At 75.1% G+C, this 23,580-nt stretch carries 20 protein-coding genes; 3 read left to right on the plus strand and 17 right to left on the minus strand.

The window, feature by feature from the left end; all coding sequences use genetic code 11:
• Window positions 1-221 precede the first annotated feature (221 nt).
• The 13 genes from ACPCUX_RS15210 to hisC form a co-directional block, all read right to left on the minus strand.
• On the minus strand, window positions 222-1,949 hold the full coding sequence (locus tag ACPCUX_RS15210) for an FAD-dependent oxidoreductase (protein ID WP_423389096.1): 1,728 nt from the start codon (window positions 1,947-1,949) through the stop codon (window positions 222-224).
• Window positions 1,946-4,126, minus strand: a complete 2,181-nt coding sequence (locus ACPCUX_RS15215; RefSeq protein ID WP_423389097.1) for a molybdopterin oxidoreductase family protein — start codon at window positions 4,124-4,126, stop codon at window positions 1,946-1,948. The genes ACPCUX_RS15210 and ACPCUX_RS15215 overlap by 4 nt, the downstream gene beginning before the upstream one ends.
• Before the next feature lie 2 nt (window positions 4,127-4,128).
• Window positions 4,129-5,589, minus strand: coding sequence for an MFS transporter (locus tag ACPCUX_RS15220; protein WP_423389098.1), 1,461 nt, complete (start codon window positions 5,587-5,589; stop codon window positions 4,129-4,131).
• Between the two features lie 145 nt (window positions 5,590-5,734).
• On the minus strand, window positions 5,735-6,436 hold the full coding sequence (locus ACPCUX_RS15225) for a DUF6766 family protein (RefSeq protein WP_171467297.1): 702 nt from the start codon (window positions 6,434-6,436) through the stop codon (window positions 5,735-5,737).
• Between the two features lie 85 nt (window positions 6,437-6,521).
• On the minus strand, window positions 6,522-7,025 hold the full coding sequence (locus tag ACPCUX_RS15230) for a hypothetical protein (RefSeq protein WP_171467296.1): 504 nt from the start codon (window positions 7,023-7,025) through the stop codon (window positions 6,522-6,524).
• A gap of 132 nt (window positions 7,026-7,157) precedes the next feature.
• Window positions 7,158-8,681, minus strand: coding sequence for a dihydrolipoamide acetyltransferase family protein (locus ACPCUX_RS15235; RefSeq protein ID WP_137279882.1), 1,524 nt, complete (start codon window positions 8,679-8,681; stop codon window positions 7,158-7,160).
• Window positions 8,682-8,737: 56 nt separating this feature from the next.
• Complete coding sequence (locus tag ACPCUX_RS15240) at window positions 8,738-9,730, minus strand: alpha-ketoacid dehydrogenase subunit beta (RefSeq protein ID WP_043656580.1); 993 nt, start codon at window positions 9,728-9,730, stop codon at window positions 8,738-8,740.
• Window positions 9,727-10,905 carry a pyruvate dehydrogenase (acetyl-transferring) E1 component subunit alpha gene (pdhA, locus tag ACPCUX_RS15245; protein WP_212715453.1) on the minus strand — a complete coding sequence of 393 codons (1,179 nt, stop codon included), beginning with the start codon at window positions 10,903-10,905 and terminating at the stop codon, window positions 9,727-9,729. Before pdhA ends, ACPCUX_RS15240 begins: the two co-directional genes overlap by 4 nt.
• A 248-nt stretch (window positions 10,906-11,153) precedes the next feature.
• On the minus strand, window positions 11,154-11,420 hold the full coding sequence (locus ACPCUX_RS15250; RefSeq protein ID WP_076403859.1) for a DUF805 domain-containing protein: 267 nt from the start codon (window positions 11,418-11,420) through the stop codon (window positions 11,154-11,156).
• A gap of 56 nt (window positions 11,421-11,476) precedes the next feature.
• Window positions 11,477-12,172: an ABC transporter ATP-binding protein gene (locus ACPCUX_RS15255; protein ID WP_232422994.1), complete on the minus strand. Its 696-nt coding sequence runs from the start codon at window positions 12,170-12,172 to the stop codon at window positions 11,477-11,479.
• A gap of 10 nt (window positions 12,173-12,182) precedes the next feature.
• Window positions 12,183-14,228: a hypothetical protein gene (locus ACPCUX_RS15260; RefSeq protein WP_043656583.1), complete on the minus strand. Its 2,046-nt coding sequence runs from the start codon at window positions 14,226-14,228 to the stop codon at window positions 12,183-12,185.
• A gap of 60 nt (window positions 14,229-14,288) precedes the next feature.
• On the minus strand, window positions 14,289-14,579 hold the full coding sequence (locus ACPCUX_RS15265; RefSeq protein WP_021483224.1) for a lactococcin 972 family bacteriocin: 291 nt from the start codon (window positions 14,577-14,579) through the stop codon (window positions 14,289-14,291).
• A 120-nt stretch (window positions 14,580-14,699) separates the two neighbouring features.
• Window positions 14,700-15,779 (minus strand): histidinol-phosphate transaminase, encoded by a 1,080-nt coding sequence (gene hisC, locus ACPCUX_RS15270; protein ID WP_085386760.1) that lies wholly within the window; start codon window positions 15,777-15,779, stop codon window positions 14,700-14,702.
• Window positions 15,780-15,882: 103 nt separating this feature from the next.
• Between hisC and ACPCUX_RS15275 the strand changes: the two genes are divergently transcribed.
• On the plus strand, window positions 15,883-16,272 hold the full coding sequence (locus tag ACPCUX_RS15275; RefSeq protein ID WP_021483630.1) for a phage holin family protein: 390 nt from the start codon (window positions 15,883-15,885) through the stop codon (window positions 16,270-16,272).
• A 70-nt stretch (window positions 16,273-16,342) separates the two neighbouring features.
• Here ACPCUX_RS15275 and ACPCUX_RS15280 read toward each other — a convergent pair whose 3' ends face one another.
• Both ACPCUX_RS15280 and ACPCUX_RS15285 read right to left on the minus strand, forming a co-directional pair.
• On the minus strand, window positions 16,343-18,013 hold the full coding sequence (locus ACPCUX_RS15280) for a hypothetical protein (RefSeq protein WP_423389099.1): 1,671 nt from the start codon (window positions 18,011-18,013) through the stop codon (window positions 16,343-16,345).
• Window positions 18,010-18,327, minus strand: coding sequence for a hypothetical protein (locus tag ACPCUX_RS15285; protein ID WP_114552875.1), 318 nt, complete (start codon window positions 18,325-18,327; stop codon window positions 18,010-18,012). Before ACPCUX_RS15285 ends, ACPCUX_RS15280 begins: the two co-directional genes overlap by 4 nt.
• A 170-nt stretch (window positions 18,328-18,497) precedes the next feature.
• Here ACPCUX_RS15285 and purB point away from each other — a divergent pair, with 170 nt between their 5' ends.
• A complete protein-coding gene (gene purB, locus ACPCUX_RS15290; RefSeq protein ID WP_363464787.1) occupies window positions 18,498-19,985 on the plus strand; it encodes an adenylosuccinate lyase in 1,488 nt (495 codons plus the stop codon).
• 101 nt (window positions 19,986-20,086) lie between these two features.
• Here purB and ACPCUX_RS15295 read toward each other — a convergent pair whose 3' ends face one another.
• Together ACPCUX_RS15295 and ACPCUX_RS15300 are read right to left on the minus strand one after the other, a co-directional pair.
• Window positions 20,087-21,199 (minus strand): hypothetical protein, encoded by a 1,113-nt coding sequence (locus tag ACPCUX_RS15295; RefSeq protein WP_423389100.1) that lies wholly within the window; start codon window positions 21,197-21,199, stop codon window positions 20,087-20,089.
• The gene (locus tag ACPCUX_RS15300) at window positions 21,196-21,609 is read right to left on the minus strand and encodes a PadR family transcriptional regulator (protein WP_423389101.1); all 414 of its coding nucleotides are present in this window, start codon (window positions 21,607-21,609) and stop codon (window positions 21,196-21,198) included. Before ACPCUX_RS15300 ends, ACPCUX_RS15295 begins: the two co-directional genes overlap by 4 nt.
• A gap of 235 nt (window positions 21,610-21,844) precedes the next feature.
• On the opposite strand from ACPCUX_RS15300, the gene ACPCUX_RS15305 reads away from it, so the two are divergent.
• On the plus strand, window positions 21,845-23,482 hold the full coding sequence (locus tag ACPCUX_RS15305; RefSeq protein ID WP_423389102.1) for a glycoside hydrolase family 10 protein: 1,638 nt from the start codon (window positions 21,845-21,847) through the stop codon (window positions 23,480-23,482).
• The last annotated feature ends 98 nt before the right edge of the window (window positions 23,483-23,580 follow it).

Genomic DNA, 23,580 nt, shown 5'->3' on the forward strand with positions numbered 1-23,580 from the left:
CGTCCGCGGGGTCCGACGAGAGCGAGGAGAGGCCCCCGGGGATGGTGCTGACGACGCTACGGACGGGCGGTTTCGCGACCGTGCCCCGCCCGTTGCCCGTCCGTAACGGTGTTCTCACCCGGCCGGACGCCGCCGTGTGAGGTCGGCGGAGCGGTGCGAGACCGGCAGGTCGTGTCCAGATCGACGATCGTGACTGCCGATCTCGGCAGGGCTTGCCGACCTCACGCGCCGAGGCCGACGCTCGCCCGTGCGCCGTCGGCCTGCGGCTGCTCCGGGTCGGTCTGCGCGAGCCAGTCGACCAGGCCGCACACGACGTCCTTGCACCCGCCGCAGCCCGTCGTCGCGCGCGTCGCCCGTGCGACGTCGTCGACGCTCCGGGCGCCGTCGTGCCAGCAGCCCACGACGTCGCCCTTGGTCACGCCGTTGCACGTGCACACGGTCGTGCGGTCGGGCATGAGCGTCGGGGACGACGCCGGGGCGGGCGCCTGCGCGACCGGGCGCAGCAGCAGGTGGGCCGGGTCGGCGGGCACGGGGACGCGGCGCGTGTACGCGGCGGCGAGGTCGGCCCCCACCTCGGGCGCGCCGACGCACGTCGCGCCGACGAGCACCCCGTCCGCGACGACGACCTCGACGTGCCGCCCCGCCGCCGGGTCGCTCAGCGTCACGGACCGGTGCGCCGCGTCGGGCGCGCGACGCTCGCCGCACACGCCCATCGTCACGATCTCGAGCCCCGCCGCCTTGACCCGCACGACGTCGGTCCCGGCGGTCGCGCGCGTGCCGACCCCGGGGTCGGACGTCGGCGCGAGCGGGCGCGCGACGACGTCCGTGGCGAGCCGCAGCGCCACGCTCGGCCGGTCGGCGGCCGGTCCTCGGCGCGCACGCCGCCGGTCGGGCGCGGCCCCCTGCGCGGCGCCCGGCCTCCCCGCGCCGTCGGCCCCGGCGGCGAGCCGCTCCGCGAGGTGCTGCGCGAGCCGGCGCGCCTGGTCCCACCCCTGGGCGATCAGCCCGGTGCCGCCCTCGGGCGGCTGGGCGCAGTCGCCGATCGCGAACACGCGCGGGTCGTCCGGGCTGGCGAGGTCGGGCCCGACGACGACCCCACGGTCGACCGTGAGCCCCGCCGCCCGTGCGAGCCCGGCCTCGGGCACGGTGCCGCACGCGAGCACGACGAGGTCGGCGTCGAGGTCGACGCGACGCACGCCGTCCGGCACTCCCCCGGCCGCGCCCGGCCGATCCGCCGCGGGGTCGTGCGGGCCGCCGTCGGGCACGCGGAGCGTCACGCCCCGCACGCTGCCGCCGGCCACGACCACGCGCTCGGTCCGGGCTGAGGTCCAGGCGCGCACCCCGAGGCCGGCGAGACCGCGCGCGACGACGCCGCCCGCCGCACGGTCGAGCTGGCGGTCCATCACGCTCGCGCCGCCGTGCACGAGGCTCACGGCGACGCCGCGACGCGCAAGCCCGCACGCGACCTCGAGGCCGAGGACGCCCGCTCCCACGACGACGGCGTGCCGCGCGTCGAGCGACCTCGCGACGATCGCGCGTGCGTCGTCGAGCGTCCGCAGGACGTGCGCGCCACGCGGCAGGCCGCCGGGCAGGCCGGTGAGGCCGGGCACCTCGGGGACGCGCGCCGCGGCGCCCGTCGCGAGCACGACGACGTCGTACGGGTAGGCACCCTCGCCCGTGAGGACGCGGCGCGACGCCCGGTCGATCGCGAGGGCCTCGGTGCCGCGCCGGACCGTCACGCGAGGGTCGTCCGTGGCGGGCAGCGCGATCGCCGCGAGGTCGGCCCGGCCCGCGACGACCTCGCTGAGCAGCACGCGGTTGTACGGCTCGTGCTCCTCCGCGCCGAGCACGGTGACCTCGACGTCGGCGGACCCCCCGCACCGCGCCGCGAGGTCGCCCGCGAACCGCGACCCGACCATGCCGTGACCGACCACGACGACGCGCGTCATCCCACGACCTCCTGGAGCGCAGGGGCGCGTCGCACGTCCACGGCGCAGACCTTGAACTCCGGCATCCCGGAGACGGGGTCGGTCGCGTCGGTCGTCACGCGGTTGACGCTGCCCACGCCGCCCCAGTGGAAGGGCATGAAGACCGTGTCCGGCCGGACGCGGTCCGTCCACCGCACGACCGCCTCGATCGCGCCGCGCGCGGTCGTGAGGCGCGCCCGGTCTCCGTCGTCGACGCCGAGGCGCGTGCCGAGGACCGGGTGGACCTCGACGAACGGCTCCGGGACGAGGCGGTCGAGCTCCGGCACGCGCCGGGTCTGCGCGCCCGACTGGTAGTGCTGGAGCACGCGGCCCGTGACGAGGTAGAGCGGCGCGTCGGGCCGCACGTCGTCGCTCGGGCCCGTGTGGTCGACCGCGACCAGGCGGGCACGTCCGTCCGGCGTCGGGAACCGGTCGAGGAACATCCGCGGGGTGCCCGGGTGGTCGGGGGACGGCACCGGCCAGTGCAGGCCCGGGCCGCCGTCCGCCTCGTCCGCGTCGAGGCGCGCGTGGCTGAGCCCGGCGTAGTCCGCGACGCCGCCCGCGGACGCGCGCGCGAGCTCGTCGAAGACGACGGCCGGGTCGGTCGGGAAGGAGACCGGCGATCCCAGCCGACGCGCGAGCTCCGCCAGGATCCACAGCTCCGACCGTGCCTCGCCCGGCGCGTCGACCGCGCGGCGCCGTCGGATCACGCGTCCCTCGAGCGACGTCATGGTGCCCTCCTCCTCGGCCCACTGCGTCACGGGCAGCACGACGTCCGCGAGCAGCGCCGTCTCCGACGGCACGAGGTCGCACACGACGAGCAGGTCGAGCGCGCGCAGGTTCGCCGCGACCCGGTCCGCGTCCGGGGCGCTGACCACGACGTTCGACCCGTGCACGAGCAAGGCGCGCGGGCGCCCGTCCTCGGCGTAGGTCGTGGTCGCACCGCCCGGTCCGGGCCGCGCGCCGAGCGACCGCAGGAGCTCGACGGCGGGCATCCCAGGACCGGGGAGCGTCGCCGGGTCGACGCCCCACACCGCGGCGACGTGCGCGCGGGCCGCCGGGTCGTCGATCCTGCGGTACCCGGGGAGCTGGTCCGCCTTCTGCCCGTGCTCGCGGCCGCCCTGCCCGTTGCCCTGGCCGGTGATCGCGCCGTACCCGGACCCCACGCGGCCGGGCAGGCCGAGGGCGAGCGCGAGGTCGATCGCCGCGGTCACGGTCGCCGTGCCCTGCGAGGACTGCTCGACGCCACGGCCCGTGAGCACGTACGCGCCCGCACCCCCGTGGACGGGTGACGCCGCCGCGAGCAGCCGGGCCACGTGGCGCAACCGGTCCGCCGACACCCCGCACACCGTCTCCGCGCGCTCGGGCCACCATGCGGCGACGGACCGGCGGACGTCGTCGAACCCGGTCGTGCGCGCGTCGAGGTAGGCCGTGTCCGCGAGCCCCTCCGCGACCACGACGTGCAGCAGCGCGAGCAGCACCACGAGGTCGGTGCCCGGGACCGGCTGCAGGTGCACCCCCTGCCCGACGGCGTCCCCCGCCTCCCCCGTGAGCGCCGCCGTCGCGCTGCGGCGCGGGTCCACGACGACGAGCCCGCCCCGTGCCCGCACGCCGGCGAGGTGCTGGACGGACGGCGGCATCGTCTCGGCGACGTTCGACCCGAGCAGCAGCACGGCGTCCGCGCCGCCGAGGTCGGCGAGCGGGAACGGGAGCCCGCGGTCGGCGCCGAACGCGCGGTTCGCCCCCGCCGCGGCGGACGCCATGCAGAACCGCCCGTTGTAGTCGATGTTCGCGGTCCGCAGCACCGTGCGCGCGAACTTCCCGAGCGCGTACGCCTTCTCGTTCGTCAGGCCGCCGCCCCCGAACACCGCGACGGCGTCGCAGCCGTGCGCGGCCTGGACCCGCTCGATCCCGGCCGCGACCACGTCGAGGGCCTCGTCCCACGGGGCGGGCCGGAGCTCGCCGTCGGGTCCGCGCAGGAGCGGGCTCGTGAGCCGGTCGGGCGCGCGCAGCACCGTCGCGCTCGTCCAGCCCTTCTGGCACAGCCCGCCGCGGTTGGTGGGGAAGTCGCGCGGGGCGACCGTGACCGGCAGCGGGCCGCGCGCGGGCGTGAGCGTCATGCCGCACTGGAGCGCGCAGTAGGGGCAGTGGGTGTCCACGCTCAGATCCCGGCCGCCGCGAGGGCAGAGCCCTTGCGCAGGTAGACCGCCCACGCGACGACCGCCATCACCGCGTACATCCCCACGAACGTCCACAGGGCGGGGACGAGCGAGCCCGAGAGGCTCGTCGACGCGGCGAACCCGCGCGGGATGAGGAACCCGCCGAACGCGCCGACGGCGCCCGCGATCCCGATGCACCCGGCCGCGGCCTGGCGGGCGCGGACCCGGGCCGCGGCCAGGGCCGCAGGGTCGCTCGCCGTCGGGCCGTCGAGGTCGCGGGCCGCGCTCGCCTGGAAGACGGCCGGGATCATCCGGTAGGTCGAGCCGTTGCCGACGCCCGTCGCGACGAACAGGACGAGGAACGACGCGAAGAAGAGGCCGAAGCTGTGCGTCTCCAGCGCCCGGGTCGCGCCGACCGCGCCGAGCGCCATGACCCCGTACGACGCGATCGTCACGCGCGCGCCGCCCAGGCGGTCCGCGACGATGCCGCCCAGCGGCCGGGACACCGAGCCGACCAGCGCGCCGAGGAACGCGATCGAGAGCGTGACCTCCGGGAACTGGCCCGCGAGGAGCGTCGGGAACGCACCGGCGTAGCCGATGAACGACCCGAACGTCCCGATGTAGAGGAACGAGATGATCCACGTGTGCCGGTTCCGGGTCGCGACGGCGAACGACCGCGGGTCCGCCTTCGCCGTGGCGAGGTTGTCCATGAACCGCCACGCGAGGAACGCGGCGAGCAGGACGAACGGGATCATCATGAGGCCCGCGCGCTCGAGCGCGACACCCGCCCCGGCGACGATGACGAGCGGCACCGCGAGCTGCACGACCGCCGTCCCCAGGTTGCCGCCCGCGGCGTTGAGGCCCAGCGCCTTGCCCTTCTCCCGCTCCGGGTAGAAGAACGAGATGTTCGCCATCGAGGACGCGAAGTTGCCGCCGCCGAAGCCGGCGAGCGCCGCGACGGCCAGCATCACGCCGAACGACGTCCCGGGGTCCTGCACGACGACCGCGAGCGCCGCCGTCGGGAGCAGCAGGAGGAGGGCGGACACGACCGTCCAGTTACGCCCGCCGAACAGGGGCACGGCGAAGGTGTACGGGATGCGCAGCGTCGCTCCGACGAGGCTCGGCACGGCGATGAGCCAGAACTGCTGGTCCACGGTGAAGGTGAACCCGGCGGCGGGGAGCTGCGGCACGACGATCGACCACAGCGCCCAGACCGCGAAGCCGAGGAACTCCGCGAACACCGAGATCCCCAGGTTGCGGGTCGCGACCCGGCGGCCGCCGTCGCGCCAGAACGTCGGGTCCTCCGGGTCCCAGCGGTCGATCCACCGCCCGGAGCGGCGGTGCGGCGTCCTCGGTGGTGCCGGGGCGAGTCCCGGGGCGGGCGGCGTCGCGGGCACGACGCCGGACGGGCGGGCTGCGGACTGCTCACCCTCGTGGGTGGTGGGGCTCGTGGGCGCGGACATGGCGGCTCCTTCAGCAGGTCCCGGTCAGTGACCAGGACGCTAGGAACGCCGTGTTTCCCCCGCGCGCGACCCCCGTTAAGCCCGTGTGAGGTCTTCCGCACACCCGCTCGGCGGGCGCTGTGAGCGGCCGTCCGCGCGCTCGCCGTCAGGCCTCGACGCCGGTCGCCTCGTGGGACGAGCCCGCCGGCTTGGACTCGGGCGACCCGCGCTCGCGCAGGTAGATCGCGAGGACGACCATGCTGAGGACGGCCAGCATCTCGGACTGCCAGTTCTGGAACGTGCGGCTCCAGAAGTCCGGCATGGACAGGTACTCCGTCCACGGCACGGGGTCCTGGAGGTCGCGCAGCTGCTCCTCGCTGAACGCGACCGCGCCGGCCGCCGACTGCGCGGCCCAGGACCCGAGGAAGATCGCGCCCATGACGAGCGACAGGGAGCGCGAGTAGACGGCGAGCCGCCAGCCTCGGGCCCGGGCCCACGCCGGGGAGTCCGCGGTGGCGTGCTCGCCGACCTTCTGGTCCTCGTCGGACTCGCGGCCCGCCTGGTCGAGCTTCTTCGACTCGGGCGAGCCTCGCTGCACGAACCACACCGTCGCGGTGATGAAGAGGAGGAACTGCAGGTACTCGGACTGCCAGTTCTCCGTGACGTCGACCCAGAACGCCGACGACAGCACGTACTGGCCGAACGTCACCGGGTCGAGGCCCGCCGCCCGCTGGTCGGTGTTGAAGACGGCGACGCCGCTCACGGCCTGCGCGACGAGCGACGCGAGGAACGCGAGCGCGAAGAACAGGCTCAGCGAGCTCGCGCGCAGGCCGCCGAGGACGCCGCCCTTCCCGCTGCCGGCGCTCATCGGTGCACCGCCGCCAGCACGAACGTGACCGCGAGGCCCGCGACGACGAGCACGAGCGTGGCCCAGAACATCAGCCGCGGGACCCTCATGCCTCCACCTCGCAGTCGTAGGGGCGGTCGTCGCGGGGCGTGCAGCCTGCTGCGGTGACGACCCACGCGTCGCCGGAGAGCGCGAGGAAGACGGTGTCCGTCGCCGTGACGACCTGCGCCTGACGCCCCGCGACGTGCACGTCCTCGACGACGACCTGGGTTCCGGCCGCGGTCAGCCCGGCGAGGGGGCCGTCCGGCGCGGTGACGACGTCCGCGCACGGCTCGCCCTCGTCGGCGGCGAGCGCGTCGGCCGCGGCGGGCAGGATCAGGGCGCACGCGGCGTCGCCGTCCCCCACGGCGAGCGCGCCCGCGAGGTCCTCGACGACGTCCTGCGCCTCTGCCGCGCCGGGTCCCGCGCACCCCGCGAGCGTGGCGGTCACGAGCGCGAGGGCCGCGAGCCCGACGCCCGGACCCGTCCGTGACCCCCGACCAGCACTCCCGAGCACACGACCCTCCTGTGGCGACACCGCGCCGACCGGGTCGCCGACGCTGAGCCTCATGCTCGCGGTTCTCGATGCGCTCGCAAGCAGTGGCCCGGGCACGGTTCGGCACGGAGCGTGCCCGCTCGGCACCTCGAGGTGCCGAGCGGCGCAGCGTGTGCCGACGCGCGTCCCGCGTGCCGACGGGTGGGCTCAGCCCCAGACGAGACCGCGCGCCGGGTCCTCGAGGATCCGCGCGACGTCGGCCAGCACGCGCGCGCCGAGCTCGCCGTCGACGAGGCGGTGGTCGAAGCTCAGCGCGAGCTGCGTGACCCAGCGCTTGCGGATCTTGCCCTTGTGGACCCAGGGCTGCTCGCGGATCGCGCCGAACGCGAGGATCGCGGCCTCGCCGGGGTTGAGGATGGGCGTGCCCGTGTCGATGCCGAACACCCCGACGTTGGTGATCGTGATCGTGCCGTCGGACATGTCGGTGGGCGACGTGCGCCCGGCCCGCGCGGTCGCGGTGAGGTCCGCGATCCCGCCGGCGAGGCCGTGCAGGTCGAGGCGGTGCGCGTCCTTGATGTTCGGCACGACGAGCCCGCGCGGCGTCGCCGCCGCGATCCCCAGGTTCACGTAGTGCTTGTAGACGATCTCCTGCGCGGCGTCGTCCCAGCTCGCGTTGATCTCCGGGTGGCGGCGCACCGCGAGGAGCAGCGCCTTGGCGGTGACGAGCAGGGGCGTGACGCGCACGTCCGCGAACTCGCGGTCCTCCCGCAGGGTGCGGACGAGCTTCATGGTGCGCGTGACGTCGACCGTGTGGAAGACCGTCACGTGGGGGGCGGTGAACGCGCTCGTGACCATCGCCTCGGCCGTGCGCTTGCGCACCGACTTCACGGGCACGCGCGTCTGGCGGCCGTCGGCCGTGACGGCGCCCGTCGCGAGCCACGGCTGGTCGTCGTCGGCGTACGTCGCGAGCGGCTGCGCCTTCGCCTGCTCGTGGTAGGCCTGCACGTCCTCGCGCGTGACGATCCCGCCCGGGCCGGTGCCCGCGACGCTCGCCAGGTCGACGCCCAGGTCCTTCGCGAGCTTGCGCACCGGCGGCTTGGCCAGCACCGGCAGGGTCGCGTGCCCGACGGCGGCCGGCGCGCTCGCCCGCGCGGCGGGGGTCGGGGCCGGGGCCGGGGCCGACGGCGCGGTGCTCGCCGCCGGGGCCGTCCGGTCCGGGGTCGCCGGGCCGGGGCGGTCGGTCGCGGGTGCTGCGGCGGTGGGCTCGGCCGCGGGCGCTGCGGCGGCCGGCTCGGCCGCGCGGCGCCGCCGTCGGGCCGTGCCCGGCTCGACGGTGCCGTACCCGACGAGCACCGAGCCGGAACCCTCGCTCGCGGCGGGCGTCGCGTCCCCGGTGCCCGTCTGCGGCGACGCGGTCGCTGCGGGCGCGTCCGCGCCGTCGGGCACGACGCCGGCCGGTGCGGTCGGCGCCGGGGCGGTGCCGCCCGGGTCCGTGTCCACGACGATGATCGGCACGCCGACCTCGACCGTCGTGCCCTCGGGCGTGAGGATCTCCGTGACGACGCCCGTGTACGGCGACGGCAGCTCGACGAGCGACTTCGCCGTCTCGATCTCGACGATCGTCTGGTTGACCGTGACGGCGTCGCCGACGGCGACGTGCCAGTGCACGATCTCGGCCTCGGTGAGGCCCTCGCCCGCGTCGGGGAGGTTGAACTTCTCGAAGGTGGGCACTGCGTGGTCCTCCTGGTGGTCCCGGTCGGCGCTGTCGAGGTCGCGGCGGACGCGCGTCAGAACGCGAACGCGCGGTCGACGGCGTCGAGCACGCGGTCGAGGCTCGGCAGGTAGTCGTGCTCGATCTTCGCGACGGGGTACGGCGTGTGGAACCCGCCGACGCGCAGCACGGGCGCCTCGAGCGAGTAGAAGCACTCCTCGGTCACGCGGGCCGCGACCTCGGCGCCCGAGCCGAGGTAGGTCGGTGCCTCGTGCACGACGACGCAGCGTCCCGTCCGGCGGACGGACTCGACGACCGTCGCGGTGTCGAGCGGCGAGATGCTGCGCAGGTCCACGACCTCGATGCTGCGGCCCTCCTGCTCGGCCGCCGCGGCGACGCGGAGCGCGGTCGCGACGGTCGGACCGTAGGCGACGAGCGTGAGGTCCGTGCCGGGGCGGACGACGCGCGCCCGGTCGAGCACGGTCGCGCCCTCGCCGCGACCCGCGACGTCGACCGGCCCCTTCTCCCAGTAGCGGCCCTTGGGCTCGAAGAAGAGCACCGGGTCCGGCGAGGCGACGGCCTCCTGGATCATCGTGTACGCGTCCTGCGGCGTGGACGGCGACACGACGCGCAGGCCGGCCGTGTGCGCGAACAGCGCCTCGGGGCTCTCGCTGTGGTGCTCGACCGCACCGATCCCGCCGCCGTACGGCACGCGGATCACGACGGGCACCTGGAGCTTCCCGCCCGAGCGGTAGCCCATCTTCGCGAGCTGCGTCGTGATCTGGTCGTACGCGGGGAAGATGAACCCGTCGAACTGGATCTCGCACACCGGCCGGTAGCCGCGCAGCGCGAGACCGATCGCGGTGCCGAGGATGCCGGACTCCGCGAGCGGCGTGTCGACGACGCGGTCCTCGCCGAAGTCCTTCTGCAGGCCGTCCGTCACGCGGAAGACGCCGCCGAGCGCGCCGATGTCCTCGCCCATGAGCAGGACCTTGGGGTCGTTCTCCAGCGACCGGCGCAGCCCCTCGTTGATGGCGCGGGCCAGGGTCAGGGTCTTGCTGTCGCTCATCGCGCCACCTCCGCGGTCGGCTCCTCGAAGGACTGCTGGTAGTCGGCGAACCACGCCTTCTCGCGCTCGACCACGGCGTTCGGGGTCGCGTAGACGTGGTCGAACATGCTCGACGGGTCCGGTGCGGCGAGCGCACGGACCTCCTCGCGCAGCCGCTCGCCCAGCGCGTCGGCCTCGGCGGCCAGGTCGGCGGCGAACGCGTCGTCCCACGCGTCCTCGGCGCGGAGCAGGTTCTCCAGCCGGTCGATCGGGTCCCGACGGCGCCAGTAGTCCTCCTGGGCACGCGACCGGTACTTCGTCGGGTCGTCGGACGTCGTGTGCGCGCCCATGCGGTAGGTGAACGCCTCGACGAACGTCGGGCCGCCGCCGGAGCGGGCACGCTCGAGCGCCTCCGCGGTCACGGCGTAGCACGCGAGCACGTCGTTGCCGTCGACCCGCACGCTGGGGATGCCGAACCCGCCGCCGCGGCGGTAGAGCGGCACGCGGGTCTGCCGGGTCGTCGGCTCCGAGATCGCCCACTGGTTGTTCTGGCAGAAGAACACGACCGGCGCGTTGTTCACGGCCGCGAAGACGAGCGCCTCGTTGACGTCGCCCTGCGACGTCGCGCCGTCGCCGAAGTACGTGACGACGGCCGCGTCGCGCTCCGGGTCGCCCGACCCGACGAGGCCGTCGCGCTGGACCCCCATGGCGTACCCCGTCGCGTGCAGCGCGTGCGACCCGATGACGAGCGTGTACAGGTGGACGTTGTGCGCCGTCGGGTCCCACCCGCCGTGGTCCACGCCGCGGAAGAGGCGCAGGCGCGCCGTCGGGTCGATGCCGCGCACGTGCGAGACGCCGTGCTCGCGGTACGACGGGAAGACGTAGTCCTGGGGGGCGAGCGCGCGGCCGGAGCCGATCTGCGCGGCCTCCTGGCCCTTCGCCTGCGCGAACAGGCCGAGCTCGCCCTGGCGCTGGAGCGACGTCGCCTCGTCGTCGAAGCGGCGCGTGAGCACCATGTCGCGGTAGAGACCGCGCAGCGCCGCGGCGTCGAGGTGGGCGACGCGCTCGCGGTAGCCGTCGGTCTCCGGGGTCGTGACGCGGGCGCCGGCGGGCGTCACGAGCTGGAGCAGGGGTGCGTCGTCGGGACCGCCCGCGACGTCGGGGAGGTCGGGGTGCGTGCTCGCAGCGTCCCGCACGCCGGTTCTCGCGTCGTTCTCGGTCACGCGACTCTCCTTCGGTGCGGCCCGGCCGGCGGCCGGCCCGCTCGGGGGCAGGAGGCGCCCGGTGCGGGGCGCCGTCGGAACCTACGTCTCCGTAGCCTACGCAAGCGTAGGCTACGACCCCGTAGGTAGCGCCTCCGACGTGTCGCCCAACGTCCGTCACGACCGGCTGTAGAGAACCTCCAATCCCCACCGGCGCACCCCCGGCCCCGGGAGGGCTGCCCCTACCGCGGGTAGACGCCGCCCGAGCGCAGCGCGTCGCGCTCGCGCAGGACCGGCCAGCGCGAGAACGCGAACACGAGGAACATGACGACGTTGAGGATCGGCACGAGGCCCACGAGCACCCACCAGCCGGAGTAGCCGGCCTTCTGGATGATCCGGACGTAGGCGATGAAGAAGATCACCGCGACCGCGACGTAGAGGACCAGGGCCGCGCCCCCGAAGAGCCAGCCGTTGTCCTCGACGAACTGCTCCCACTCCTGGTTGTCCATGCCGCGAGTCTTCTCGCGTGACCAGGACCCGGCAACCGCGCCGCCGTCGCCCGCCGCTACGCCGCGCCGTCGTCGTCCGCGCCGACGAACGCGCGGGCCACGTGCTGGGTCGAGGCGCCGAGCTCGAGGACGGTGTCGCAGGCCTGCTCGACGCGCGGGTTGTGCGTCGCGACGACCACGGCACGCCCCTCGTCCGCGAGCTCGCGCAGGAGCCCGACGATCGCGTCGGCGTTCCCCTCGTCGAGCGCCCCCGTGGGCTCGTCGGCGAGCACGACGCGCGGCCGCTTGAGGAGCAGCCGCGCCACGGCGACGCGCTGCTGCTCGCCGCCCGACAGCTCGTAGACGGCCGCGCGCTCGTACCCGCCGAGCCCCACGCGCTCGAGCACCTCCTCGCGCCGGCGCGCGCGGTCCGCCCGCCGGACGCCCCTGCTCACGAACGCGACGTCGAGGTTCGCCGCGACCGTCGCGTTGTCGATGAGCGCGTAGTTCTGGAACAGGTACCCGAGCTCGTCCCGTCGGAACAGGCGTCGCCCGTGCGGGCTCAGCGCGGTGACGTCGCGCCCGTCCACGAACAGCGTCCCCGCGTCCAGCCGGTCGAGCAGGCCCACGCAGTTGAGCAGCGTCGTCTTCCCCGAGCCGCTCGACCCCACGAGGCCCGCCATCGAGCCCGCCTCCACGCTCAGCGTGAGGCCCGTCCAGACCGTCCGCGCCCCGTAGAACTTGGCCGCACCCACGACCTCGATCATCGCCATCCCCCTTCGTTCAGCTGTCACTGGATCGCGTCCGCAGGAGCCTGCGCTGGGCCACCGCGAGCGCGGTCACCAGCAGGGCGGACGACACGAGGCACACCGCCACCGCGACGAGCGGCTCCGCTCCCCCGAGCAGCCGCGGTGCGGCGGCCGCGACGACGGCGCCGAGGGCCGGCGGCGTGCGCGGCGGGTTCGCCGCCACGTACGCGACGAGCAGCACCGCCGAGGCGGCCTCGGCGAGGAACGCCGCGCGGTACCGCGCGGCGAACGACCACCCCGCGATGTAGCGGACGAACACGCTCTGCGCGTACCGCCGCGTGTACGCGCTCGACACCACGACCGCGGTGAGGAGCACGACGCCGGCCGCCGCCGCGATGTTCGCGAGGCCGAGCCGGAAGCTCCGGACGAGCTTCTGGTACTCCTCGGCCGCGGCGTCCGCGATCGGCGTGACCGAGAGGACGTAGTCGCGGATGCCCGCCGCGCGGCTCTCCTCCAGCACGTACGCCGGGTCGAGGAAGACGACGTCCCCCGTCGAGGTGTACGCGCCGTACCCGTCGGCGCTCACGACCTCCGAGGCCGGGTCCACGACGAGCACGACCGGCTCGTCCACGAGCGGTGACGCGCTCGGGTCCGCGGCGTTGCCGTAGTCGAACAGCGTGCTGCCCTCGGCGAGCGGCGCACCGCGCTCGACGGCGCACGTCGCACCGAAGTAGTCCGCCCACGAGCCGACGGCGGCCACGACGTCGTCCTGCTGGTCCGCCCGCAGCGTGGTGGGCAGGTGGATCGTGAGGCACGACCCCGGCGCCGGGACGAGCCGCGACCCGGTCGCGTCGCGGACGTCCTGCTCCTCCAGGTACGACGGGCTGACGAGGAGGACCGGCTGGTCCTCGGGCGCGACCGTCACCGTGCCGAACGCCGAGACGGGCTGCCGCGCGGCGAGCACCGCCTCGCGGTCGTCGAGCGCCCGCACGACGACCTCGCCGAGGCGCTGCGCGAACTCGCCCGCGCGGGCCTGGTCGTCGCCGCCGACGCCCACGGAGGTCGCGCCGCCCGCGCTCTGCCAGGCGGAGCGGGCGGCCTGCTGACCCGCGATGAGCTGGCCCGCGTGCACGGCGGAGAAGATCGACGCGACGAGGATGACGAGGGCGCAGAACCGCACGCCGAACGCGGCGGGGACGACCCAGGCCCCCACGGACTCGCCCTTGATCGCGGCCGCGAGCGGGATGCGCTGCGCGGCGGCCGTCGAGACGGCGTGGGCGGTCACGGTGACGAGCAGCAGCCCGGCGAGGACGGCGCCTGCCAGGCCGAGGAACGTCGTCGCCTGCGCGAACCCGTTGTAGGCGCCGAGCACGATCGCGCACACGACGGCAGCACCACCCAGGTGGAGGGCGAGGCGTCGGCCGATCGGGGCGAGGTCGCGCCGCAGGATGCTGGAGAACGGCGCGCCCTGGAGGCGCTGGACCGCGTACGCCCGGGCGTTGAGGAGCGCGCCGCACCCCGCGAGGAGCACGACGGCGACCGCCGCGATGGCGTAGCCCGCCGGGATCGGCGTGCCCGCGAGGTAGCGGTGCCACGAGAGGATCGTCGGGTAGGAGTCGGCCGACGCCGTCACCCCGGCCTCCCGCAGCGCGGCGGCCAGCGCCTCGGCCTCCGCCGTGCCGCACGAGAGCCCGTAGGAGCCCACCGGGCTCGTGGCCCCGAGCTCGGCGCCGGGGTGCACCTGCGTGGTGACGCCGCGGCTGAAGTCGGCCACGCCGTGGTCGAGCCACCGCCCGCCCGGGTCGGCCGAGCCGTCACCGAGGACGGAGAGGTGCCGCGTCGAGACGTCGGTGAGGTCGAAGGTCACCTTGGCGACGGTGCAGTCGCGGGAGGTCGCGAAGGTCGCGATCGTGCCGTACGCCTCGGCGCTCGACGCGGTCGTGCCGAGGGAGTCGACGCGGAGCTGGGCGTCGAACCCGCGGACCGCGAACTCGCTGTACGCCTGCACCGTGAAGAAGGCGAGGAAGAGGCTGACGACCACCGCGAGGGCGTAGGCCAGGCTGAGGCTTCTGTTCGGCATGGAGGCTCCGCGCCGGACCGGGCAGGGGCGGCACGGCGCCGCCCCTGCCCTGCGTCCGTGCTACGCGCACTTGTGCCAGTAGGCGTGGTCCACGCGCATGGGCCAGTCCTTGGCGTGCACCTTCGCCCAGACCCCGGGCTTGATGTTGGTCACCCGGTAGAGCTTCCCGTTGTGCACGGACGCGCCGTGGCACTGGGTGTTGTGCAGGTAGTGCGAGTAGATCGCGCCCGCACTGGTCCCGTAGTTCCAGATCCCGCCGCCCACGAGCTGCGAGCCGGCGAACGCCGCCGCCGGTGTGAAGGCCAGGACCCCGGCGACCATCGCCGTCGTCAGTACTCGACCAAACCTCATATCTCCCCCTTCGGAAGTGATTGCTACGTAAAAGTAGCAATCCGGAGACGCGAGCACCAGGGGTTCGGTCGATCTGGGGAAGTTCCGTTGCCGGAACGCAGAGGGGCCGTCGAGGAAGGGCTACAGCCAGGTCGCGCTGACGCGCAGGAAGAGGTCGGTCGCCTCGGGCTCGCCCACGCTCACGCGCAGGCCCTCGCCCGCGAACGGGCGCACGATCGCGCCGGCAGCACGCGCCTCCTCGGCGCGCTGGGCCGTGCGCTCCCCCAGGTCGAACCACACGAAGTTCGCCTGCGACTCCGGCAGGGACCAGCCCTGGTCGCGCAGACCCTCGACGAGGCGGGTGCGGTCCGCCACGAGGTGCTCGACCCGCTGCAGGAGCTCGCCTCGCGCCCCGAGCGACGCGATCGCGGCCCGCTGCGCCACGTGCGAGACCCCGAACGGCGTGGAGACGGCACGGATGCCCGCCGCGAGGCGCGGACGCGCGACGGCGTACCCGACGCGCAGGCCCGCGAGCCCGTACGCCTTGGAGAACGTGCGCAGCAGCACGACGTTCGGGTGCTGCGCGTACACCGCGAGACCGTCGGGGGCCTCCGGGTCGCGCACGAACTCGAGGTACGCCTCGTCGAGCACCACGAGCACGTCCGACGGCACCGCCGCGAGGAACGTCTCGAGCTCGTCGCGGTGCACCGCCGGACCGGTCGGGTTGTTGGGCGTGCACACCATGACGACGCGCGTGCGCTCGGTGACCGCCGCGGCCATCGCGGGCAGGTCGAGGCGCCCGCGGTGCTCCCCCGTCCGGAGCGGGACCCGCACCGACGTGCCGCCCGCGACGGCGACCGCGATCGGGTACGCCTCGAACGAGCGCCACGGGTAGACGACCTCGTCGCCCGGCTCGACGACCGCCTGGAGCACGTGCGCGAGGACCGCGACCGACCCGTTGCCCACCACGACCTCGTCGGCCCCGACCCCGAGGTCCGCCGCGAGCGCCTCGGTGAGCTCGGTCGCGTACATGTCCGGGTAGCGGTTCGCGTCCGCCGCGGCGTCGGCGATCGCCGCCACGACCGAGGGCAGCGGCGGGTACGGGTTCTCGTTCGAGGAGAGCTTGAACGCCGCCGCACCCGGGGCGACGCGCGCCCCCGGGACGTAGGCCGGCAGGGCGGCGACGGCAGGACGCAGGGGGACGCGGGGTTCGTGGGCCACGGTCCTCGATCATGCCACTCGTGCACCGCGGTCCGTGGCGGACGACGGCGCGCCACGCGCGGCGCCCGTGCCGGACCACCGCCCGGATGGCAGGATGCCGGGTATGAGCTTCGTCGTCCGCGTCCTCATCACCGGTCTCGCGATCTGGCTCACGAGCCTGTTCATGGACGAGCACTTCCAGATCGTCGGCTCCGACACGGCCGGCGGGAAGGTCGTGATCGTCCTCGTCGTGGCGCTGCTCTACTCGCTGGTGAACGCGGTGATCAAGCCGATCGTGCAGGTCCTCTCGATCCCGCTCTACATCCTCACGCTGGGGCTGTTCTCGCTCGTGGTCAACGCGCTCATGCTCATGCTCACCGCGTGGATCACCGAGCAGACGGACTGGGGCATCCGCATCATCGGCGGGTTCTGGTGGGCGCTGCTCGCGGCCCTCATCATCGCCGTGATCAACTTCCTCGTCTCGGCCGTCGTGCCGAAGGCCCAGGACCGCTGACCCGAGCGCTCCACCGCGCGCGCCGCTGCCCGCCCTCCCGACCGGCCCGCCGGGGGACGGCACCGGGCCGTCACCGCGCATCGTCCTCGCCACCACCCGTCCCGGCGCCCCCGAGCGTGCCCGTGCCGCCGAGCGTGCCGGAGCCACCGGTCGTCCCGGACGGACCCGGCGTGCCGAGGGACGGGCCCGGCGCCGTCACGACGCCGTCCGGAGCCGGCCACGGGGGCCACGGCGGCCTCGGCACCGCGAGCTCACCGACGCAGAACGTCGTCTCGGGGTCCGGGACGAGACGCGCCTCGTAGACGAGCGGGTCCTCCGCCTCGCCGTCGAGCCAGTGCTCCACGTCGGCGAGGTGCTCCTCGAGGCCGCGGTCGCCCACCTCGACCGCGGCGTCGAGCACGTCCTGGTGGTAGCCGACGGAGTGCGGCACGTCGAGCGGCGGCCCGCCGCCGGGCGCGGAGACGGTACCCGTCACCGTCACGCGCTCGGGCGTCGCCGGGTTCGGCTTCCCGTCGAGGCCGGAGACCCCCTCCCCGCTGGTCTCGAGGTGCGTGGCGCGCACGCCGGGCGGGAGGCCGTGCCCCCCGACCGGTGACCCGGCCGTCACGACGTGGCGCACCTGGTAGGTCCCGACCGTCGCCGCCGCGATCGTGGCCGCGACCATGCCGCCCTGGCTGTGCCCGACGAGCACGACGTCGTCCCCAGGCGCGATCCCCGACCGGCCCATCGCGTCGAGCACCGCCCGCACGCTGTCCGCCCGCGCGCGCTGGGACTCGTCGTCGGACATGAGGTCGTAGTTGGACGTCATGTTCCACACCGTCCGGAGGTTGCCGGGCTGGGTGCCCGGGATCGCGACGACCCACGTCGGCGTCCCGTCGTCCTTGACGATGCGCTGGACGCTCAGCACCGAGTCCGTGCTCCCGAGCGCCGCCACGGCGCCGAGGGCGGACCGCGTGTCCGTGGGGGTCGGCAGGTAGTAGGGCGCCGCGTCGACCCGCCGCACCTCCGGGTCGGGCAGGAACCGGTCGCGCAGCGGCTGGACGGACGCCCGCAGCACCGCCGCCGCGTTCCCGACCGTCGGCACGGCGTACCAGGGGCGGTCCGGGTCGAGCATGCCGATCGTGCGACCCAGCGCGCGGACGGTCGCGGGGTGCAGCGCCTCGCCCGTCGTGACGAGCCGACCGAGAGCGGGCCCTCCGTGCAGCAGCGACTGCGCGAGCCCGGCGAGGCCTTGCGCGACGATCATCCCGAGCCCGGCGGCGCCCGCCCCCGCCAGCCCGTAGTGCCGTCCCGCCACGACCAGCGCGGTGTCGGACCACCCGGCGGCGGCCGCGGCGTCCGCGTCGTCGTACACCCGGACCGCCTGGTGGAGCCGCCCGGCGAGCCCGCGCAGCCGCTGTTCCTCCTGCCCGGCGAGCAGGGCCGCCGCGTCGAGGCTGTCGAGGAGGGCCGCACGCGCGGCCCGGACCTCCGCCGACCAGAACGGCGTCGTCGTCAGGTTCGCGCCCGCGGCCGCCCCGAGCGGCTCGGCCGGGACGAGCCGCCCGGCGAACGCCGTCGGCGTGGCCGTCGTGACCTCCACCGCGTGCCGCGCGTCCCGCAGCGCCCCTGCCGCTCCCGCCAGGTGGTCCGCCCGGGCCGCGAGCACCGCGGCCTGCGCGACGACCCCCGCCGTCTCGACGACCGTCGGCTCCGTCCCGCCACGGATCACGACGGACGGGCCGGGCGGCGACCCGCTCACGAGCCGCCTCCCGCGGAGAGTCCCGTGGCGAGCCCCGCCCGCAGGCTCGTGACGTCGGCCTCCGCGAGCACGGTGAGCGCGTCCAGCCGCACGAGGCACGTGCCGAGCGTCTCGTCGAGGCGGAGCAGGGCTGCCCGACCCTCCGCCGTCGCGTCGTCGTACGCGTGCCGCGCCTGCCCGGCCCACGGGAGGTCGGGGGTCTCGAGGGCGGCGCCGGCGCGCGCGGCGTCGTCGGTCGCGGTGAGGACCTGGTCGCGGGCGCGCGTGATCCCGAAGGGTGCGGCGAGGCACGGCGGTGGTGGCGGGGTCGGCATGGCGGCGACCGTACGGAGCCCCGTCGGCCGACGGCGCGGCAGGTCGCCAGGCTGTGGACCGAACCCTCGCGCCCGGACGCTGGGGACGGCCACGGGCCGCGCGACGGCTCCGTTGCCCGGACTGCGGGCGGCACCGACCGCCGTCGGGCACGCGTGGGAGAATCAGGGGCGTGCCCGAGAACCCTGCCGCAGCCGCCCCTGCCCGCGTGAGCCTCGCCGAGGTGACCCCGCCGATCGCGCTCGGTCCGCTCGACGGCCGCTACCGCGCCGCGGTCGCCCCGCTCGTCGATCACCTCAGCGAGGCCGCGCTCAACCGCGAGCGCATCCACGTCGAGGTCGAGTGGCTCATCACGCTGTGCAACGGCGTCCAGGCGGTCGACGAGAACGCGGTCCGCCCGGTCGTGCCCGGCGCGCCCCAGCTCTCCGACGCCGAGGTCGCCTACCTGCGCCGCATCCCCGCGACGTTCGGGGGCGACGAGATCGCCGAGCTCGCCGCGATCGAGCGCGAGACGGTGCACGACGTCAAGGCGGTCGAGTACTTCGTCAAGCGCCGCCTCGCCGCGGCGCCCGACACGCTGGGCCCCGACACGGTGCTGCCCGGCGTCGGCGAGCTCGTGCACTTCGCGTGCACGAGCGAGGACGTCAACAACCTGTCCTACGCGCTCATGGTGCGCGGCGCCGTCGAGCACGTGTGGCTGCCCGCCGCGACGGCGCTCGCCGACCAGCTCGCGGACATGGCGCGCGAGCACGCCGACGTGCCGATGCTCTCGCGCACGCACGGCCAGCCCGCGACGCCGACGACGCTCGGCAAGGAGCTCGCCGTCCTCGCGCACCGGCTGCGCCGCCAGCTCCGCCGCGTCGGCGCGGCCGAGTACCTGGGCAAGCTCAACGGCGCGACGGGCACGTACGGCGCGCACACCGTCGCCGTCCCGGGCGTGGACTGGCCGTCGGTCTCGAAGCACTTCGTCGAGGGCCTCGGTCTCACGTGGAACCCGCTGACGACGCAGATCGAGTCGCACGACTGGCAGGCCGAGCTGTACGCGGACGTCGCGCGGTTCAACCGGATCCTCCACAACCTCGCGACCGACGTGTGGACGTACATCTCGCTCGGGTTCTTCACGCAGATCCCCGTCCCGGGCGCGACCGGGTCGTCGACCATGCCGCACAAGGTCAACCCGATCCGGTTCGAGAACGCCGAGGCGAACCTCGAGATCTCGTCCGCGCTGCTCGACACGCTCGGCGCGACGCTCGTGACGTCGCGCCTCCAGCGCGACCTCACGGACTCGACGACGCAGCGCAACGTCGGCCCCGCGTTCGGCCACTCGCTCCTCGCGATCGACAACGTGCGCCGCGGCCTGAAGGCCCTCGCCGCGAACGCCGACCTCATGGCGGCGGACCTCGACGAGAACTGGGAGGTGCTCGGCGAGCCCATCCAGTCGGCCATGCGCGCGGCGTCGGTCGCGGGCGTCCCCGGCATGGAGAACCCGTACGAGCGCCTCAAGGACCTCACGCGCGGCCAGCGCGTCGACGCGGCGCGGCTCCGCGAGTTCGTCGCGGGCCTCGGCCTGCCCGACGACGTCGCGCAGCGCCTCGCGGACCTCACCCCCGCGACGTACACGGGCCTCGCCTCCCGCCTGGTCGAGACCTACCTGGACTGACCGGCCGACGCCGAGAACGGGGTCGGCGACCGAATCCTGGGGATCTCGGTCGCCGGCCCCGTTCTCGTCCGCACGCACCGTCGTGCCCGACGGCGCCCGTGTCAGACGGCGGTCGGCTCGCCCGGGTGGGACCCGCCCCGGCCCGGCATCCCACCCGCGGCGGCGAGCCGGGCGCGGTGCGCTGCGCGCACCTCGGTGAGCTCGTCGAGGCGGTTGACGACCCAGGTCAGGACGAGCATCGCGGCGGCCGCGAGCGCGAGCAGCCCGAGCACGTTGCCGAGGTCCGCGGTCTGGACGTTCACGGTCCCCGACCAGAAGAAGGTCGAGCGGCTCAGCACGCCTGCGAGGGCGAGACCGCCGAGCACCGGGACGGCCGGCCGCGTCCGGCGCCACAGCAGCGCGACCCCGAGTAGCAGGACGACCGGCGCAGCCAGCGCGGGAGGCGTCCACGGGCTCAGCGCGACCCCCGACCACCACGGCACCCCGAAGCTCGCCGCGTCGGCAGCGGTCGCCGCGGCGAACCCGCCGACGGCCAGAGCCATCGCCCCGAGGGTCGCGGCCCGGAGCGTCCACGGCTCAGGCCCGACCCGGCACGCCCGACGTGCGGCGAGCACGCCCGCGTAGACGGACACCGCCGCGACCCACGGCGCGTCGAGGTACGCCGCATAGCTGCTCCCCGCGCCGAGCGAGACCGCGAGCCCGCCCACCCCGGCGACAGCGGCGAGCACCGCAGCAGCGAGGCCGACGCGCTGCGCCCCGGCGAGCGTGAGGGCCACCGCCGCGAGCCAGAGGGTCCACATCGACGCCGTCGGGACGGTCGTCAGGAGCGGTGCGTGCCCGCTCGGGCCGAGCACGGCCCCGACGATCGCCGCGGCGAACGCGAGGACGCGCGCTGCCCTGACCACGAGCACGGCGGGCAGGACCACGAGCAGGAGCCCCGTCCCCGCGCGCCGCTGCCGTGGGGACGGGCCCAGCGGCGCGAGCAGCCACTCGCGCGCGGCGGCGCGCAGCAGGTCCCACCGCTCGGCCCGCGTCGGCCGCGACTGCCCGGGCCGCGCGCCGTCGACCAGGTGCCCGAGCATCTCGGCCTCGTGCGCCCGCCGGTAGGTGTACGGGAACAGGCGCAGCAGCCGCCGGTAGTCCCGCACGAGGACCGGCGCCACGAGCACCGGGCCGGCGGCATCCGTGTCGCGGTAGCCGTCGTGGCCGCTCATGCCGGCACCGCCCCGCCGTCGACGACTCCCCCGTCGAGCCTGCGCGCGGGGCGGGGCGCAGTGCGGTCGCCCACCGGGGCGGCCGTGCGGCGTCGGGCACCGAGACGCTCGAGCGCGCGGCGTGCCTGGGCCTCGGCGCGCTCGGCCTCGGCGGCGAGGCGCGACCCGCCCTCGCTGGTGAGCCGGTAGTACCGGCGCAGCCGCGAGTCGACGACCTCCTCGTGGTCGACCTCGACGAGCCCGGCGGCGACGAGCCGGTCGATCGCGCCGTAGAGCGTGCCGGCGCGCAGGGTCACGCGCCCGTCGGAGCTGGACTCGACGTCCTGCGCGATGCCGTACCCGTGCAGCGGCCCGGCGGCGAGCGCGGACAGCACGAGGAACGCGGGTTCCTGGAGCGGTTTCGATGCCATGGTGGCGACCATACTCTCGCCGCGAAGGCATGGGCAGGACCCGCAGTGCACGGCGCGTCGCGGCCCGCCGGGCACGGGCCGGGAGAGTCCACCGGGCGACCGCACCGCGCCGGGCCCCGGAGCACCGACGACCCCACGCTCGGCGCCGCCGCCGGGAGCGCGTGGCGCAAACCTTCACAGTCACGACGTTCTGTGAAACTATCTGCCATATACTCGACGACCCGGAGGATCAGCAATGACGCTCGACGGCTCCCCCACGTCCCCCGCCTCGGCCCCGGCCGGCGTCGGACGACGACAGTTCCTCACCCTCGCCACGGCGGGCGTCGCGGCGAGCACGCTCACCGTGACGGTCGGCTCGCTCACCCCGGCCGCCGCGCTCACCACGCCCGGCTCGACCCACGCCGCACCGACCACGGCCCCGGCGCCCCGCAAGCGCGAGCTGCGCGCGATGTGGATCTCGAGCGTCGTGAACATCGACTGGCCGTCGGCGTCCGGGCTCTCGGCGGAGCAGCAGAAGGCCGAGCTCCTCGGCTGGCTCGACGTCGCGCGCGACTTCCGCCTCAACGCCGTGTTCGTCCAGGTCCGGCCGACGGCCGACGCGTTCTGGCCCAGCCCCTACGAGCCGTGGTCGCAGTACCTCACGGGCGTGCAGGGCCAGGACCCCGGCTACGACCCCCTCGCGTTCGTCGTCGAGGAGTGCCACCGGCGCAACCTGGAGATCCACGCCTGGTACAACCCGTACCGCGTGTCGATGCAGGCCGACCCGGCGCGGCTCGTCCCCGAGCACCCCGCGCGGCAGCACCCGGAGTGGGTGTGGGCCTACGGGGGCAAGCTCTACTTCGACCCGGGCCTGCCCGCGGCGCAGGAGCACATCAAGAACGCGATCCTGCACAGCGTCGAGAACTACGACATCGACGGCGTGCACTTCGACGACTACTTCTACCCCTACGCCGTCGCGGGCGAGACGATCCCGGACGCCGCGACCTTCGCGACCCACGGCGCTGGCTTCGACCGGGTCGAGGACTGGCGGCGCCACAACGTCGACACGTTCGTGCAGTCCATCTCGCAGCGCATCAAGCAGGCGAAGCCGTGGGTCAAGTTCGGCATCAGCCCGTTCGGCATCTGGCGCAACGCCTCGACGGACCCGCGCGGCTCGCAGACGGGCGGCTCGCAGTCGTACGACATGCAGTTCGCCGACACGCGCAAGTGGGTCGTCGAGGGCTGGCTCGACTACATCAACCCGCAGATCTACTGGCAGCTGGGGCTCGCCGTCGCGGACTACGCGAAGCTCGTCCCGTGGTGGGCCGACGTCGCCGCGCAGTCCGGTACGCACCTGTACATCGGCGAGGCGCTGTACAAGGTGACGTCGGGCGTCTTCACCGACCCGGCCGAGCTGTCGAACCACCTCACGTTCTGCCAGGAGCAGGAGCACCCGGTGCACGGCAACGTCTACTTCTCGGCCAAGCACGTCCCGGCCGACCCGCAGGGCTCGATGACGCGCGTGCGCGACGACCACTACCGGTACCCGGCGCTCGTCCCGGCCATGCCGCACCTCCCGGGCACGAAGGTCCGCACGCCCGTGCTCGCGTGGGCCGGCTGGCGCGACGACGGCGTCCGCGTGCACTGGACCGACGCCGGCGGCCGCCGGTTCGCGGCGACGTCGTTCGCGATCTACCGTGCCGACGGGTGGGTGCAGCACGTGGACACCGAGAACCCCGCGAATCTCGTCGCGACGCAGCGCGCCGAGGGCCGGGTGGTCCAGGACTTCCTCGACCCGACCGCCGTGCGCGGCCGCCGGTACACGTACGCCGTGACCGCGCTGGACCGCGTCTGGAACGAGTCCGCACCGAGCAGGGTCCGCTGGTCGGTGTGACGATCGTCGTGCCGGGCCTCGGCCCGGCACGATCGCCCTTCGCCGGAACTGGGGCCGCGCGAGGGGCAGGCCCGACGGCGCGTGGTTCGCTGGGTGCG

The organism is Cellulosimicrobium sp. AB352 (genome assembly GCF_049538415.1).
GTDB classification, from domain to species: domain Bacteria; phylum Actinomycetota; class Actinomycetes; order Actinomycetales; family Cellulomonadaceae; genus Cellulosimicrobium; species Cellulosimicrobium funkei.